This window comes from Glaciimonas sp. GG7, assembly GCF_052976905.1.
In genome coordinates this window covers 19,277-35,485 of record NZ_JBRIIQ010000039.1, presented here as the reverse complement: position 1 = coordinate 35,485, position 16,209 = coordinate 19,277, and the positions used below count along the sequence as shown (strand labels likewise).

The following is a 16,209-nucleotide window of genomic DNA, read 5'->3' as shown; positions in this document are numbered from 1 at the left end:
GCGCAATGGCAACGCGCATTAAGTGGCATAACTAATCATCTTGATTACAAACTACCCTGCTATGTTGCAGTCTATGCTCAGTTAGCGGGTCAACGCGGTCTATATGCGCCAGCTATGGCCACTTGGATTAGTGAGGTCTCAGATTTAGTCAATATTCCTCGCAGTCACCACGATCTACAAAGTAGTATACAGAAGACTAAACAACGGCTTGAACACAGTGTTTTATCCTCTTTATGTCCGATAGATGTCAAACGAAATATTTTGGCGCAAGCACTGCTGGAATGGCTCAACGATACCGCGCTCATAACGACACTGACTACGTTCACACGTACCGCGCCTCTCACACCATCTGGCGTAATACTGGCAGACGTAGCAAGCCACTCCCATTCTGGTGCATGGACATCTTGGATAACCGCCAAAACAGGCCTCCAGCCAATATTGACGACATATCCCATTTCCCCGCTGCCTTTACCCAATTTTTTACCACTACCGTTGCCAGATGAACCTAACGATGGTGGACGCCACGTCGTCCCGTCATGGTGTGACGGCTACAAAGCCGCTTGGCTAGTCATGATAGTGTTGTGCCTGGCCTTAACTACCTCAACTTGGAACAACCAACAGTTCATCACACGCCTCGCGCGTAACTTGGATATTTACTGGAAAACGCCTGACATCAGATCCGATGAAAAACGTAAGGCACTGCAAACGTTAATACGAGACCAAGCTCAATTACAGGAGATATCATCGATGGGGATACCCATTCATCTGAGTGGAGGCTTGTATCGCGGCATGATTTTTTTACCGTTAATTGAAAATGTAATTGCAAACTATCGGTCTGCTGAAACCAACAGCTTCACCCTCAATTCGATATTATTGTTTGACACCGGAAAAGCCATGCTCAAAACCGATGCGACGCCACTACTACATCAAGCATTAGAAAAACTTCAGGCGAACGCAGCAAAAACCGTGCTCATCGCCGGGCATACCGACAACATAGGCAATCCCGACAGCAATATCACTCTATCGGAAGCACGCGCCCGCGCAGTACGCGACTGGTTCGTCAAGAACTCTAACTTTCCGATTACACACTTCGCTATACAAGGATATGGTGATAGTCGCCCGATCACCGACAATCGTAATGAAATATCTCGCGCTAACAACCGCCGTGTGGACATTACCCTGCTATCAAAAGATACGACCACCAATCCAGAAGTGCGCGAACCTCCTGTCATACACAACAAAGTAACGAACTGAAAGATAGATTCCATGAAATTCATTTGTGGGACTTACTCAAACTTCAACAATACATTGTCGTCACCAGTAAGCCTTAATTGGGTTGAAATTGAGTCCATTCTCATTAATAACATCAATATTTAACGATTTATCTAATCACCCAGTTTATTCTGAGACATTAAATAGATATCTCAAGATCACTTAAAGAAAAATCTCATATCTAAGAAGCGATACTAAAGATAAAGTTCCACTCATATCTTTTAAATGGAAATATTAACCATATCAAGATATCCAAACGCAATTACTTTGTAAAAAGTAATTTACTAACCACTAAAAATTAAGGATCATACAAAAATCACTAACATAAAATTTTCATTTTTTCACTTACATATGCCATTGTTTTTTTGAAGTGATATTTCAAATATTTAATGACTCGAAATCATATTAAAGAGTCATTTTTGAATGCACACCAAATGCAATTTGAAAATAAAACCCAAGGTTACATTTTAAATTTATGGTTAAATCGGAGAGTATTTCCATGGTGAGACATGTATTAATGAACAAGATTCGCGTCGTCATTGCAGATGATCATCCTGTAACTCTTTCAGGAGTTAAGGCACTAGTTGAGCAGTGCTCAAATATGATCGTGAGCGGCCTGGCACTCAGCCCCAACTCACTTTTTGAAACACTCGGTAAATGCGAATGCGATGTCTTAGTAACAGACTTTTCGATGCCCATTGAGAACCAGGTTGATGGACTAGAAATGATCCGCCAGATACGCATTCAATTTCCGGCGATAGCCGTGGTTGTACTTACAGCGATGAAAAAAGCACCGTTATATAGCGCACTGCTAGCTTTGGGAGTTCGTGGGATCGTAAGTAAAGATAGTGGTAACACGGAAATCACAAAAGCGATCATCCAAGCTTTCAATGGCGTAATATTCTTAGCGCGAAGTAGCGCAGAACTAATGAAGATGCGCCAATTTGTTACTGCCGAAGATATTGATAACAAACCAAGTTTATCGGCTCGTGAAATTGAAATATTACGCTGCCTTTCTAGAGGAGCTTCTGCCAGTGAAATATCCAAACTCCTACATCGCAGCATCAAAACTATTAGTCATCACAAACGTTCAGCTATGGAGAAATTAAAATTGGAGACCGACCTTCAGTTAATGCGTTACTTTGCAGAGAATGGATTAGATGAACATCTATATTAATCGATGCTGAAGAAACATAAGGTTGTCAGTTTAATATCCCGCAATCTTGTATAAAATATTATTATCTACACTGACGGTGAACTATTAATCATGAAGTAAGGAGTTCGAGGCTACCTCTTACTTCTTACTTCTAAAAAAATTTGAATAAGTAAATATGCTTGACGTTAGAATTTGTGCTGGAGACACATAGCTTTTCCCATTTCTGGATTTAATTCATAGCCAACGAAACCGCAGGACTTATAAAGGCTATGCGCACGTATATTCCCTTCCAATACTTCAAGAGTAACTTTGCAATAACCAAGCTCCTTCGCAAAATGCGCAACGTACTCGATCAATTTTCGGCCAATACCTTGTCCCCGAAATTTTTCAACGACGGCCAAATCATGAATATTTAGTAGTGGCCGACACGAAAATGTCGAAAAACCATCAATGCAAATCGCCAGCCCCGCTGGCTCACCATCCACAAAAGCGAGTATTGGCCGAATCGTAGCGCGCTTTTTGAACTCACTAATCAAATTTTCTTTCACAAATTCAGATAATGGGTCATTTCCCCCCATCGGATCTGTTGCATACGCATTTAGTAAACCAACTACTGCTTGGGTATGCTGAAGGTTGCTTAAATCGGCACTCACTATTTCTATCATCTGTTTTTTGTCCAAAAGTAATTAAATAGTATTTAATTTAACACTGTAGTTCAGGCTCTGCCGCGACTCTGTAAAATTATTAGGCAACCATTCAATATAAAACTTCCGCATAATTCAAACATTTGTTATCAATATGACCGAGCAAGTATGAGTGATCTTTTTAGATGACTCCCTAAAAACACTACGAAAGCTCAAGTCCCCATCACATGAAAACCTAATATGAACACTGCCGAAACCACTCACGCGCTCGTACTTACTGCTGATCTAAAATCATTTATCGAAGGTTTGCCAAAGGCGGAATTGCATTTACATATTGAAGGCACCCTTGAGCCAGAGTTACTGTTCGCGTTGGCGCAACGTAATCAGGTTAAATTGTCGTATCAAACTATCGATGAATTGCGTGCCGCTTACGCCTTCAACGATCTGCAATCATTTTTAGATCTTTATTATGCAGGTGCCAAAGTACTGCAAACCGAACAAGATTTTTATGAAATGACTGCTGCTTACATTGCGCACTGTCGTACTGACAATGTACTTCACGCTGAAATATTCTTTGATCCACAAACCCATACCGAGCGCGGAATCGGTATTGATATTGTGTTCTCAGGTATTGCACGCGCTTTACGTGAGGCGCGGCAGGAAGATGGCTTTAGCAGTGCAATGATTATGTCGTTTTTACGTCACCTTTCTGAAGAAGATGCATTTGCCACACTGGAAATAGCACTGCCATTGCGTGAGCAATATCGTGATCTATGGATTGGGATTGGTCTTGACTCTGCTGAGCGCGGTAATCCACCGGAAAAGTTCGCCAAAGTATTCGCGCGCTGCCGACAACTCGGTTTTCATACGGTCGCGCATGCTGGTGAAGAGGGCCCACCAGAATATGTACGAAACTCGCTGGATTTGCTCCAGGTTGAACGTATTGACCACGGTGTTAGAAGCGAAGAGGATCCTGCACTGATGCTACGACTGGCACAGGAAAGAACGCCACTGACTGTATGCCCATTGTCGAATCTCAAATTGCGCGTAGTTGACAACATGGCCGATCACAACCTTGCGCGTTTGCTACATGCGGGGATCGCGGTAACAATAAACTCAGATGATCCTGCTTATTTTGGTGGTTATATGAACGCCAACTATCTAGCAGTCGCAGAATCGTTACAACTTAGTCGTACTGAATTAGTCCAGTTGACTCGCAATAGCTTCGAAGCCAGTTTTTTACCTCCTGTAGAAAAACAGCGTTTTCTACAGAAACTGGACAGTTATTGCATGTCACATTAACTCACTTTGGGGTGAGTTAATGTGCGTCCGGCTAGACGTACTCAAAAAAAAAGCCCGCATGACCTTTCGGTTGCGGGCTGAATCCAAACCTTAGGAGGTGTTGGAGGAGACAGATATAACTATAGCGAGAAATCTTTCAAATGTATGCTTGATTATTCGAATACCTGTTATTAATAAAACGCATAACTATGAATGATTTTGATCAAACCACTCATCTCAAAAATGCATAAATTATAAGGATGCCATATGAACGACAAAGAAACAGGCTATCAACTTACTAAAAAATTGACACGCTATTTTGGCGAACTCGCTAGTTGGATAATTAAAAAAGGGCCCTGAAATCATTTCCATTGCTTTCATCTAACTTTATTACCTCTGGAAGAGAAGGAATTCGAAAAAAATTTAGCGGTAAAACTTGCCCATACAAAACCCCATGTAATCAAAAAATAAGCCTAATACAACGTAAAAATACGCCACGATAGTCTGTGATACCACTGCATCGGTCATAATTAATAAAAATGATCGAACAACTATACCGATTAATTTTCATGCAGAAATAAAATTATTGGAAATTCAACTTATTTTCACTAGATTCTTGCTAGCGCGTGATTTTTCGCGCAAGATAAAAAAAGTACAAAAAACATTGTCTGGCAGCGCAACCAGGATCACCAAGCAATGCATTTGGTCATATCGGCATACGCAACTGCATCTGGGAGATCACGATGGACAATGAACTAGCTCCACCGCGCCTGACGCGTGCCGGCATTCTCTTTTCAGTCATAGTGAACTATAAGCACTATCAATGCCTCGTACCTGCTTCGACGCTTGCAGATCTATCGCACTCAAAAGACCCAAAACTAGATTTATTGAATACTTATAGAGCATTTCAAACCAAAATAGAGGGCGTTGCTCGTCGTGTTATTAACGCAGGTGTCGCTGGCGTACCGGTCGTTGTTAGTAGCGGGTATTTTCGCTAGCTTTAACAAAAGATAAACTGATACAGCGCGTAAATGCCTTAACGCTATTAAGCATGCCTACATAGTTGTTTAGACTAGGCGCACCGACGCAGATAGTACGACTGTACGGCAAGGAGAGGTAACGACGTATAAACGATATGCAGGCTTGCTTACCAACGAATAGCGGAATTTTCTCATTGATACTCATCAATGCGTAACGGCTCTATAAACCAATATAGATAAAGGAATAATATGAAAACTACTGATGATTTTGGTAAATTCATACTCCGTGCAACCTTAGCGATATTGATTCTTTTTCACGGAATTTCAAAAATTATTAATGGCCCTGGTTATATTGTTGGGTTAATTAGCAACGCTGGTTTACCTCCTGCGTTGGGATATCTAGTGTATGTGGGCGAGGTGATAGCACCATTGATGATACTACTAGGAATTTGGACCCGCGTTGGCGCATTAATTGTAGTTGTTAATATGTTGTTTGCGTTTGCACTAGTCCATAGCAAACAAATGATGACATTATCCAGTACAGGTGGTTGGGGACTGGAATTGCAAGGGTTTTTCCTATTTACTGCTGTAGCGATTTTATTGTTAGGTGCTGGGCGCTTAAGTATCGGCGGTGATAACGGACGATGGAATTAAAAGCCATAGAAACTCGCAGCATACCAGTTTGAAATAAATGGCTGGCAGAGTAGATCGCACCAATGAACTACTAGTACAACACCCCTCTATTACCAACCAGTGAGCTGTCCTGAGCCTACTTTTCTGATCTCGACCACCATTTCCAAACTAACGAATAAAAACAGATGTTTCGATTCAACCTTGAAACGGCAGTTGATCGCTTCAGGGTATCTATAAACGATTGAATGAATTGAATATTTTGTCAGGCTATACAGTCACATTTCTGGTTACGACGCTAACAGCACGATTGCGCGCTTTTCCGGTTGCCCAGCGTCGTGGCTCCTCCTTGAAAAATCAAGTCTGCCACATCGTCGCGCCTTTCCAGAAAGCCGGAAAAACACATACACGTGCCAGCCTAACTACCGTTCCCAAGATTATTGTCGTCAGCAAATAAAAAACATTTACTTGCTTTCAGATAGCCAACGGACAATAATACAAATGAGAATCATTATCAGCATTGAATACCAGACAAACTGACAAGGAGTCCGTCTTGACTAACTCAGTGGGATCCACAACCTCGACAGCATCATCAAATACCATTTTAATTAACATTAATGCTAGCAATATATCGCCAGAACTGCTGGTATCAGCTGTATTACAGCGTATCTCACAGTACAACACGCGCAATCACGAAACGGCTTGCGTGCAATCAGCGGCAACGATTGAATACCATTTGCGCACATTGGCAGACTTACCAAGTTTAAATCCTGTATTGAGGGCAACTTGTCAGCAATTATCAGAACAATGGGCATTGGTAGCGGAGAGGGCGACACCTAAGACGCCGCGCTCAGCGTCTACTTTTATAGCGCGATTGATTTCAGGCGTACGTGCCGATTGAACGCAGGATGTAGAGTGCTGACAAGGGATAACGCAACGTCGTCGTTGAAAACATGGAGTAAACGAATTCCCCGGGAAGGGAGTAACGCCGTCTAGTATTCATTACGTGCCAGATGTATCAACTATTAGCCGCACCACTGTCCGATAGTAATACAAAAATCACATAGATCGAACGCATTAGACGGTTGTACGTGTCTGATCGGCATTAGCCATACTGCCACTCTGTAATGGTATCTTATCCCAATACAGTTTATAGCCAAGCCGATCTTTTTTGCATCCTCTTTAATCTGCAGCAATATCATCCTAGTCCTACAACATAATATCCAGCCCTCCTACTGCAGACACATGCAGTCAAAAATATAATATATATTGTTACTAATCACGGTTTATTCCTACTTCTAATTACTACTTTCCACGCGAAAAGTATTTCAACGCACTTTGAGGAGAACAACATGAATATCGGCCTACACCTGACTCCTATTGTTTCTTTGATAGCTGGGATATTAATTCTGGCGATTCCCCGTCTCCTCAATTACATCATTGCGTTATATCTCATCGTTATTGGTTTAATCGGGCTATTCGGCACCAGATAATATTTTCTATTGCGATTAAATAAACTCCACAGAGTATCCGAATTGCAACATGGTCGGATCTTGTCATAATTGCTTGACAGGGTTAGCGTAAATCTTCTACATTAGTCAGATGTCCTCCGCAAAACTTAAGTCCCTCTCTCTGTTGCGAACTCCTGGCACCCTGCCAGCGTTTTTGCTACTGCTGCCGCTACTAGCGCTATCGCTACTACGCGCACTGTAATCTCGGCCCCGCACTAACGGGGTGCAACTGACAAAATGCAACACTCTAACCAGTTAGCTAAAATAAAATCCAACGTCATAAAACAGAGAGTCTGGAAATAGACCTCAATTTTTGAAAAATAAGATTAAATGCATTTCAACTCATCCCTCTTTAAGTCGATCTCAGCCAGATGCATCTGTCTTGCCTGTTCACATTCGCTGATACTACTTTCCCGACTACGACTGCTACCGATCGGTTGCCTGGCCTCGCGTTAATTTTCAAGTGGCAGTCAGACAGCCTTTTCGCCACCACAGCGTCACACCATTTTCATCAGATTTACTAAAGATTAAAGGCTCATCATGATGTTGCAAAATCCTGCTACCAAATATCGCCCGTTTCCGCCAATTCCATTGACCGACCGTACATGGCCGGATCAGATTATCAGCGCGCCGCCAATCTGGATGAGTACCGATTTACGCGACGGCAATCAAGCACTGATCGAGCCGATGGATGCTGAGCGCAAACTGCGTTTTTTTGAATTACTCATTCAAGTAGGTTTGAAAGAGATCGAAGTCGGATTTCCGTCTGCGTCCCAGACCGATTTTGATTTTGTACGCAAATTAATTGAAGAAAATCGCATCCCCGACGACGTCACAATCATCGTCCTCACGCAAGCCCGTGAGGAATTGATACGCCGCACAGTTGACTCACTCAAAGGTGCAAAGCAAGCGATAGTCCATCTGTACAATTCAGTCGCTCCGGCATTTCGCAAAATCGTCTTTAAAATGTCGCGTGATGAAATCAAGGAAATCGCCATCGCCGGGACGCGCTTAGTCAAAGAACTGACTGACGCAATGCCAGAAACAGAATGGCGCTTTGAATACTCCCCAGAATCTTTCAGCATGACTGAACTGGACTTTTCCAAAGATATTTGCGACGCCGTATCCGCAACCTGGGAAGCGAGTCCGACACGCAAAATTATTTTCAACCTGCCCGCCACTGTCGAATGCAGCACGCCCAATGTCTACGCCGATCAGATTGAGTGGATGCACCGCAATCTGGCGAATCGCGACGCCGTCATCATCAGCGTCCATCCCCACAATGATCGCGGCACCGGCGTTGCTGCCGCTGAGTTAGCGGTAATGGCTGGCGCGGATCGGGTGGAAGGCTGTTTATTCGGTAACGGCGAGCGCACTGGTAACGTTGATCTGGTCACGCTGGCGTTGAACTTATACACCCAAGGCGTCAATCCTGGCCTCGACTTCTCTGACATCGATGCGGTGCGTCAATGCGTTGAAGACTGCAACCAGCTTCCCGTTCATCCACGCCATCCTTACGTCGGCGATCTGGTCTTTACCGCCTTCTCCGGTTCGCACCAGGATGCAATTAAAAAGGGCTTTGCGGTACAACAAGCCGATGCAGTATGGGAAGTCCCTTACTTGCCTATCGATCCGGCTGATCTTGGCCGTAGTTACGACGCCGTGATCCGCGTCAACAGTCAATCCGGCAAAGGCGGAATGGCGTATTTGCTGGAACAGGAATACGGCCTTACACTTCCGCGCCGTTTGCAAATAGAATTCAGCCGGGCGGTGCAGAAAGCCGCAGATTCTTCTGGCAAAGAAATCGCCTCAAGCGATATTTATCGCATCTTCAAAGAGGAATATCTCGACAAACAATCGCCGTACGTCTATCGCGCCCATCGGATGACCGAGGATTCAAGCCGAGCTGAGCCGATCCAGATAGAAATCGATATCACGCTCGATGGCCAGCCGCACACAATGCAGGGAACCGGAAATGGTCCGATTGATGCCTTCGTCGACGCATTGGGACTGGATGTCAAACTCATGGATTTCCATGAGCACGCAATCAGCGCCGGTGCCGATGCGCAAGCCGCCAGCTATATCGAGCTGCGACTCAATGACGCGCCGACTGCCTTTGGCGTTGGCATTGACGCCAATATCGTCACGGCGTCATTCAAAGCAGTATTAAGTGCAATCAATCGACAAATCGATATCGCAGGTGTAGCGACGAATCAGGAAATCGTGCAGATCGCTGCCGCGGCATAAGAAGCGCTCACCACACGTATTCGACCAAAGGTTGTCTTGGTCATCCCAAGACATCCTTTTGTTTGAACCTTGTTTATGTACCGCATATTCAGGGTCTGAAAAAGGCAAAGCGCACGTCTTAGTAATAAGACGTGCGCTTTCATGTGTACCCAGGCAATCTGACGCAACTCCGCCAATTACTCAGGATTTTTTAATCTCAAGCCAACGCAACAGCAGAAGTCATGGCATGAATGCTAGCGCGTGCGGCAGCAAAGCCAGCATCTTTAGCCTCAGGACCGTAGTTCAAGCCCTCCGCACGAATCACCTCAACATCGGTAATTCCTAAAAATCCAAAGACTACTTTCAGATAGTCTACATGGGCGATACCGGTGGGCATACCAACATGTTTACCGCCGGATGTCGACACGATCACGACACGCTTGCCTGTTGCCAATCCAACCGGACCGCTTTCTGAATAACGGAAGGTCACGCCAGCCACACAAATCTGATCGATCCATGCTTTGAGTTGGGTCGGGATAGTAAAGTTGTACATAGGCGCGCCGATCACAATGACCTCGGCCGCCATAAACTCACTCAAAATCGCTTCGCTCAAAGCAACTTCTTCCTGCTGCGCCACACTGCGTTGGTCAAGCGGGGTGCCCTTGGCGACAAATGTACCGCCCGATAGATGCGCCGTGACATCTTTGCTCAAATCGCGATACACAAGCGCAACTTCAGGTTCGGTCGACTGTAAATTGGCAACCACCTCGCGCGTCAGTTGGCGCGAAGCCGAGGCGTCGCCGAGAATGCTTGAATCGATATGCAATAGTTTCATGATGTTTCCATTCAGATAAAAGGAGATTCTGGTAACGCCATCTGGCGCATTAAGCTAATTAACTAAGCGCTCATCCTACGCGTAGGGTCAAAGTTGAACTAGTCGTTAATACTGAGATATATTGTTCAGCAAATAGAACAATGAAAGCCGACCATGCAAGACCTCAATGACTTATTTTTCTTCGCCAATGTCGTCGAACAGGGTGGATTCACCGCTGCCGGGCGCAGTCTTGGCATCCCAAAATCGCGACTTTCTCGCCGGATATCGGAACTCGAAGCCCGTCTCGGCGTACGTTTATTGCAACGCAATACGCGCGGCATTGCACTCACCGATATTGGTAGTCGCTATTACAAACACTGCCAGCTCGTCTTGGCCGCTGCTGAAGCGGCGGAAGTTGCCGTCACCAGTTCGTTGGCTGAGCCCAGCGGCCATGTCCGGGTAAGTTGTGTTGTACCAATTGCACGCGACGAACTAGCGCTAACGCTGCCTGTTTTCCTGGCCCGCTATCCACGTGTCAGTATTGAGTTGGTACTGACCAATCGGCGTGTCAATTTGCTCGAGGATGGTATCGATATCGCTGTGCGCGTGCGAACGCCAGAAGAGGAAGATCCGAATCTGGCGACGCGACGGCTGCGCCATACCGAAGCCTATTTAGTCGCAGCTCCTGCCTTAATGCAGCAATTCGCAACGCCAGATCACCCACGGGCGCTGACAAAATTCCCTTTTCTTGGTGCCATCAGTCAAGATCGACGTGCGCACTTTCCGATGGTTGGCCCCAACAATGAACGCCATACGCTAACAGTAGAACCGAGGTTGGCAGTCGAAGATTTTACGATCCGTAAACATGCGGCCTTGTGCGGCTTGGGTATCACGATGCTGCCAGCAAACTATGCCGAAGACGCAATAGCAAGCGGCGAACTGGTGCGCGTCTTGCCCAACTGGGCGCTGCCTTCCGGCTCGTTGCAACTGGTGTATCTGACACAACGCGGCTTGCTTCCGGCCGTGCGCGTTTTTATCGACTTTTTGATTGAGAACTTGTCGGAGCATCCGGCAAACGCATAATCTATTCAGAATGAATCGCACTCAAGACCGCGCCAAACGCAGCCCACTGAATTGCCAACGCGCCGTTGCAGGAAAAAAATTCCGATAACTCAGACGCGTATGCCCCCCAGGCGTCACGCAGGAAGAACCGCGCAAAACATATTGATTGACCATAAATTTACCGTTGTACTCACCGACGGTACCTTCAAGCGCGATATAACCTGGATACGGCGCGTAACTGCTGGTGGTCCATTGCCAAACCTGTCCGAAATAGTCGCTCCCTTGTTCAAGCGCTACACCGGCTGCACTCTCCCACTCGGCCTCCGTCGGCAAACGTGCCCCGGCCCAGCGTGCGTAAGCTTCTGCTTCAAAAAATGAAATGTGCGCAACCGGCGCGTCCAATGCAATTGTTTGCAGGCCATTGAGCGTAAATTCCTGCCATGTGGAATCAAATTGCGAATGTGATTTTTGCCAATACAGCGGATGTACTAGTTTTTCCTGCATGACCCAATCCCAGCCTGCTGCCAGCCATAACAAAGGATTTTGATAGCCTCCGTCTTCGACAAAAGACAGATAATCCCGGTTATTCACCAGCCGGGTGGCGATGGAAAATGGCTCAACAAACTGGCGATGGCGCGGTGTTTCGTTATCGAAGAAAAAACCAGTTCCGTCATGCCCGATTTCAACCACACCACCCTCAAATTGTTGCCATTGCAGCGCTGACAATGCCGCATTCCCGTCGACAGGTTCCACGTCCTCTCTCAATTGATAGGGCGGCTTGAGCGGATTCATCGAAAACAAATACTTTACATCGGTGAGTAATAACTCCTGATGTTGCTGCTCATGGTGCAGCCCAAGTTCGACCAAGGTTGCCAACACGCTAGCATCCTCTTTGGATAACACCAGCGTAAAGACTTGCTGCATACGCTCATCGACATTGCGACGATATCCCCCTACTTCGCTTAATGACGGACGCGTAATCAAGCCGCGCTGGGTGCGTGGATGCTTCTCACCGACACCATCGTAATAAGAGTTGAACAAGACCCGGAAAGCCGGATGGAATGGCTGAAAATCCGGCTCAAAGCGCTCCAGAATAAATGTCTCAAAGAACCAGGTTGTATGCGCCAAATGCCATTTAACCGGACTCGCATCCGGCATAGACTGCACGCAACAATCCTCCTCCGTCAACGGCTGCGCCAAGGCCTCTGATGCTGCTCTGACGCGAGAAAATATCGTCGCCAAAGTGACTATATTCAGAGGTGCTGCGGCCTTTGTCTGAGTCTGCATACCCATGTTTAAGCTCCTTGCGCATGGCAAACCATGAACCACTCACGCGGATCGCACCAAGTCTGAATGTTGCAAAATCCTGCCTGCTCCAACAGTGCGATAAAACCCTCTTGGGTATATTTGTAGCTACTTTCGGTGTGTATCCGTTCACCGCGTACGAACTTGCGCATGCCGCCATTTTTCCAATGTACGGTCACATCCCGGCGCGCTTCCAGATGCATTTCTACGCGATTTTGCTGCGGATTATAAAAGCCGCGATGACACCAGTTGACCAAATCGAAATCGGCCTCAAGAAGGCGATTCAGGTGCCGCAAAATATTCAGGTTAAATGAGGCAGTCACCCCTAACGCATCGTCATAAGCCGCGTCCAGTATCGCCTTGTCCTTGATCAGATCAATACCGATGAGCAAACCACCGTTCTGTGCATGCGTATTGGTATCCTCCTGCACTAACGTCTTGCGAACCCGGATTAAAAACTTCAACGCTTCAATCGGCGTGAAGTTACCAAGGGATGAACCTGGATAAAAGAATTGACGCCGTTCAAGTGCGACTGACGATGGCAGTTCAAGCTCGGTTGAAAAGTCCATACCCAGACACGTCATGGAAATATGGGGAAATTGCTGCTGCAAATTCGCCACTGCCTCCTGCAAAAACGTCTTCGAAATATCGATCGCCACGTAATGTTTGGGCTGCAAACTGTGAAATAACTTTGCTGCCTTGGCACAATTACCGGCACCAAGATCAATCAACGTCGCCCCGACACCAACCGCTCTGGCGATGGGGACTGCATGCTGTTCAAAAATGCCAGCCTCAGTGCGGGTTGGATAATATTCGGGCAACTCGCAGATCGCGGCAAACAATCGGGAGCCCAACACATCGTAGAGATATTTAGGCGAAGTAAAAGCCTGCGGTGCCAGTAATCCCTCCTCCAGTTGCGCCACGATTGCACTCTCAATATAGTGTTGCGCTACGCCGTTTTCCGGGTGTTCCGGTTGTTGCATTCGAGCCATAACAGCCCTCCCAAAATGGTGAAAATTCAATTGATCGATCTGAATGTCGAACATTTACGCCGGACATTCAGAATGACTGATGTTTTGTCTGCGCTGTACGTATGCGCCATACTTGCATTGCTGGTAAATGAGTTGCCGACAATTATGCGCCGCGGCGCAACATCCACTACACTAGCAGCCTGTCGGATTTACGGGTAATCGGCTGCAAAATGTTCTGGACGGTCCATATTTCACCAGCTTCTTGACCAATAGCTCGCTATTGGTACTGCGAATCCGGCAAAATCTGTCCTCGCCCAGCACATTTTTCGCTTCGATTCCGCAAGTCCGTCAGACTGCTAGCAGCCTGTCTAACTTACAGTCCAACAGAGTGCTAGTGGATTCGCTTTAGTTTACGTTAGTAGTGTTTCAACAATTTAGCAGATATCGACTAGTCCGTTATTCGCATGGGTCATATTTCATCGCGCTAAGTGGCGCAACGACCGTGCATCATCGTACAGCACCGTAAGTTAAACAATCAGCAATGAAACAAAAGCAACATGACAACCACAGTTAAAGAACCCCAAAAACGCAGCCTGGCAACGCTGGCTGGACTACTTCCCTACTTGTCCCCCTACAAACGCCAATTCGTATTGGCTGGTATCGCGCTACTGGTCGCCGCTGGCGCAACGTTGGCGATTCCTTACGCATTCAGGCAAATGATCGATCTCGGCTTCGGCGGCCACGGCATCACGAATTCTGGCCATATCGACGCCTATTTTCTGGCCTTGTTCGGGGTTGCTTGTGTATTAGGCGTGGCTACTGCCGGGCGTTTTTACATGGTGTCATGGCTAGGCGAGCGTGTGACAGCCGATCTGCGCAGTGCTGTGTACTCACACGTTGTGACGCAAAGTCCGCAATTTTTTGAAACCACCAAGACCGGCGAAGTCCTCTCCCGCATCACTACCGACACCACGCTCATCCAGGCGCTGGTCGGCACCAGTATTTCGATGGCGCTGCGCAATGGCTTGCTTTTCACAGGCGGCCTGATCATGTTGTTTGTCAGTAGCATCAAACTGAGCTCGATCATTATCGTCATGCTGGCGCTGGTAGTGCTTCCCATTGTCTGGTTCGGACGCCGTGTGCGCAAACTCTCCCGCGCCTCGCAAGACCGTGTCGCCGATGCATCGGCCATTGCCGGTGAAATTTTGAATGCCATGCCAACGGTGCAAGCGTTCACGCATGAAAACATTGAGGGAAAACGCTTTAGTGGTGCGATTGAAACCGCCTTTGGGACCGCGATGGAGCGCATCCGTGCGCGTTCTTTGCTGACCATGATGGCGATTTTGCTGGTGTTTGGCGCGATCGTATTCGTTCTGTGGCTGGGTGCGCATGCGGTGGTTCAGGGCCGCATGAGCGGTGGCGAACTGGGGCAATTCATTTTGTATGCAGCCTTGGTAGCAGGTTCTATCGGCGCATTAGCCGAAGTCATGGGCGACACCCAACGCGCGGCCGGCGCCACTGAGCGTCTGCTGGAATTGCTATCGGCAAAATCGCCGGTCCAATCGGTATTGCTGCCGGAGAAGTTACCGCCACGCACAGCACAAGGTGCAGCGCTGGTTTTAGAAAATGTCGCATTTCACTATCCGTCACGCCCGGATAGCGCATCCCTGTCCGACTTTTCGCTCGACATCCGACCTGGTGAAACCATCGCCATCGTCGGTCCTTCCGGTGCTGGAAAAACTACGTTATTCCAATTAATGCTGCGCTTTTACGATCCACAACAAGGCAGCATCACACTCGATGGCGTCGATATCAAGTTTCTCGACTTGCATACTTTGCGTAATGCCATCGGCATCGTGCCGCAAGATACGGTGATTTTTTCGGCCAATGCGATGGAAAACATCCGTTACGGTCGCGTCGATGCGACCGATGCGGAGGTCATCGCTGCAGCAACGATGGCAGCCGCCGATGAATTCATCGTCCGTCTTCCTGAAGGCTATCAATCGTTCCTGGGCGAACGCGGCGTACGCTTGTCTGGCGGCCAGCGCCAACGCATCGCCATCGCCCGCGCCCTCTTGAAAAATCCACCGCTATTGTTGCTCGACGAGGCCACCAGCGCGCTCGATGCCGAATCCGAACGCGCCGTACAAGGCGCACTGGAAGCGGCGATGGTTGGCCGCACCACCTTAGTCATTGCCCACCGTCTGGCTACAGTACAACGTGCCGATCGCATCATCGTGCTTGAGCACGGCCATATCGTTGAAACCGGGAATCATGCGTCACTGGTTGCCCAAAATGGTCTGTATGCCAGCCTTGCTGCGCTGCAATTTAATACTGGCAGCGCGTAAATATTTCAT

The 16,209-nt window shown here is 47.1% G+C and carries 14 protein-coding genes; 10 read left to right on the top strand and 4 right to left on the bottom strand.

The genetic code is table 11. The features are described 5' to 3' along the window. Both ACVBEF_RS11145 and ACVBEF_RS11140 read left to right on the top strand, forming a co-directional pair. The coding region (locus ACVBEF_RS11145; RefSeq protein ID WP_447124011.1) for an OmpA family protein at positions 1–1,254 on the top strand (1,254 nt) is incomplete at its 5' end. Positions 1,255–1,789: 535 nt separating this feature from the next. Continuing rightward, complete coding sequence (locus tag ACVBEF_RS11140; protein ID WP_447124010.1) at positions 1,790–2,449, top strand: response regulator; 660 nt, start codon at positions 1,790–1,792, stop codon at positions 2,447–2,449. A gap of 164 nt (positions 2,450–2,613) precedes the next feature. Here ACVBEF_RS11140 and ACVBEF_RS11135 read toward each other — a convergent pair whose 3' ends face one another. Further along, complete coding sequence (locus ACVBEF_RS11135) at positions 2,614–3,093, bottom strand: GNAT family N-acetyltransferase (protein ID WP_447124009.1); 480 nt, start codon at positions 3,091–3,093, stop codon at positions 2,614–2,616. 219 nt (positions 3,094–3,312) lie between these two features. Between ACVBEF_RS11135 and ACVBEF_RS11130 the strand changes: the two genes are divergently transcribed. The 6 genes from ACVBEF_RS11130 (at position 3,313) to leuA (ending at position 9,721) form a co-directional block, all read left to right on the top strand. Beyond that, positions 3,313–4,374: an adenosine deaminase gene (locus tag ACVBEF_RS11130; RefSeq protein WP_447124008.1), complete on the top strand. Its 1,062-nt coding sequence runs from the start codon at positions 3,313–3,315 to the stop codon at positions 4,372–4,374. 722 nt (positions 4,375–5,096) lie between these two features. Continuing rightward, a complete protein-coding gene (locus tag ACVBEF_RS11125; protein ID WP_447124007.1) occupies positions 5,097–5,351 on the top strand; it encodes a DUF1488 family protein in 255 nt (84 codons plus the stop codon). Positions 5,352–5,582: 231 nt separating this feature from the next. Next, positions 5,583–5,987, top strand: a complete 405-nt coding sequence (locus ACVBEF_RS11120; protein WP_447124006.1) for a DoxX family protein — start codon at positions 5,583–5,585, stop codon at positions 5,985–5,987. A gap of 529 nt (positions 5,988–6,516) precedes the next feature. Continuing rightward, positions 6,517–6,864 (top strand): hypothetical protein, encoded by a 348-nt coding sequence (locus ACVBEF_RS11115; RefSeq protein ID WP_447124005.1) that lies wholly within the window; start codon positions 6,517–6,519, stop codon positions 6,862–6,864. Between the two features lie 451 nt (positions 6,865–7,315). Beyond that, complete coding sequence (locus tag ACVBEF_RS11110; RefSeq protein ID WP_447124004.1) at positions 7,316–7,456, top strand: DUF3096 domain-containing protein; 141 nt, start codon at positions 7,316–7,318, stop codon at positions 7,454–7,456. 558 nt (positions 7,457–8,014) lie between these two features. After that, positions 8,015–9,721 carry a 2-isopropylmalate synthase gene (leuA, locus tag ACVBEF_RS11105; protein WP_447124003.1) on the top strand — a complete coding sequence of 569 codons (1,707 nt, stop codon included), beginning with the start codon at positions 8,015–8,017 and terminating at the stop codon, positions 9,719–9,721. Between the two features lie 196 nt (positions 9,722–9,917). Here leuA and ACVBEF_RS11100 read toward each other — a convergent pair whose 3' ends face one another. Then, a complete protein-coding gene (locus ACVBEF_RS11100; protein ID WP_447124002.1) occupies positions 9,918–10,535 on the bottom strand; it encodes an FMN-dependent NADH-azoreductase in 618 nt (205 codons plus the stop codon). Positions 10,536–10,688: 153 nt separating this feature from the next. Between ACVBEF_RS11100 and ACVBEF_RS11095 the strand changes: the two genes are divergently transcribed. Then, a complete protein-coding gene (locus ACVBEF_RS11095; protein WP_447124001.1) occupies positions 10,689–11,597 on the top strand; it encodes a LysR substrate-binding domain-containing protein in 909 nt (302 codons plus the stop codon). Between the two features lie 21 nt (positions 11,598–11,618). Here the strand turns inward: ACVBEF_RS11095 and egtB are convergent, their stop codons facing one another. Both egtB and egtD read right to left on the bottom strand, forming a co-directional pair. Further along, positions 11,619–12,863 carry an ergothioneine biosynthesis protein EgtB gene (gene egtB / locus ACVBEF_RS11090; protein ID WP_447124013.1) on the bottom strand — a complete coding sequence of 415 codons (1,245 nt, stop codon included), beginning with the start codon at positions 12,861–12,863 and terminating at the stop codon, positions 11,619–11,621. Between the two features lie 8 nt (positions 12,864–12,871). Next, positions 12,872–13,873: an L-histidine N(alpha)-methyltransferase gene (egtD, locus tag ACVBEF_RS11085; RefSeq protein ID WP_447124000.1), complete on the bottom strand. Its 1,002-nt coding sequence runs from the start codon at positions 13,871–13,873 to the stop codon at positions 12,872–12,874. Positions 13,874–14,409: 536 nt separating this feature from the next. Here egtD and ACVBEF_RS11080 point away from each other — a divergent pair. Continuing rightward, complete coding sequence (locus ACVBEF_RS11080; RefSeq protein WP_447123999.1) at positions 14,410–16,200, top strand: ABC transporter transmembrane domain-containing protein; 1,791 nt, start codon at positions 14,410–14,412, stop codon at positions 16,198–16,200. The last annotated feature ends 9 nt before the right edge of the window (positions 16,201–16,209 follow it).

What these genes read in the sequence shown, in the direction of transcription:
- egtB (WP_447124013.1), bottom strand. Translation starts at nt 12,863, where the DNA reads ATGCAGACTCAGACAAAGGCCGCAGCACCTCTGAATATAGTCACTTTG.
- ACVBEF_RS11130 (WP_447124008.1), top strand. Translation starts at nt 3,313, where the DNA reads ATGAACACTGCCGAAACCACTCACGCGCTCGTACTTACTGCTGATCTA.
- ACVBEF_RS11140 (WP_447124010.1), top strand. Translation starts at nt 1,790, where the DNA reads ATGAACAAGATTCGCGTCGTCATTGCAGATGATCATCCTGTAACTCTT.
- ACVBEF_RS11095 (WP_447124001.1), top strand. Translation starts at nt 10,689, where the DNA reads ATGCAAGACCTCAATGACTTATTTTTCTTCGCCAATGTCGTCGAACAG.
- ACVBEF_RS11120 (WP_447124006.1), top strand. Translation starts at nt 5,583, where the DNA reads ATGAAAACTACTGATGATTTTGGTAAATTCATACTCCGTGCAACCTTA.
- ACVBEF_RS11080 (WP_447123999.1), top strand. Translation starts at nt 14,410, where the DNA reads ATGACAACCACAGTTAAAGAACCCCAAAAACGCAGCCTGGCAACGCTG.
- egtD (WP_447124000.1), bottom strand. Translation starts at nt 13,873, where the DNA reads ATGGCTCGAATGCAACAACCGGAACACCCGGAAAACGGCGTAGCGCAA.
- ACVBEF_RS11125 (WP_447124007.1), top strand. Translation starts at nt 5,097, where the DNA reads ATGGACAATGAACTAGCTCCACCGCGCCTGACGCGTGCCGGCATTCTC.
- ACVBEF_RS11135 (WP_447124009.1), bottom strand. Translation starts at nt 3,093, where the DNA reads ATGATAGAAATAGTGAGTGCCGATTTAAGCAACCTTCAGCATACCCAA.
- ACVBEF_RS11110 (WP_447124004.1), top strand. Translation starts at nt 7,316, where the DNA reads ATGAATATCGGCCTACACCTGACTCCTATTGTTTCTTTGATAGCTGGG.
- ACVBEF_RS11100 (WP_447124002.1), bottom strand. Translation starts at nt 10,535, where the DNA reads ATGAAACTATTGCATATCGATTCAAGCATTCTCGGCGACGCCTCGGCT.
- leuA (WP_447124003.1), top strand. Translation starts at nt 8,015, where the DNA reads ATGATGTTGCAAAATCCTGCTACCAAATATCGCCCGTTTCCGCCAATT.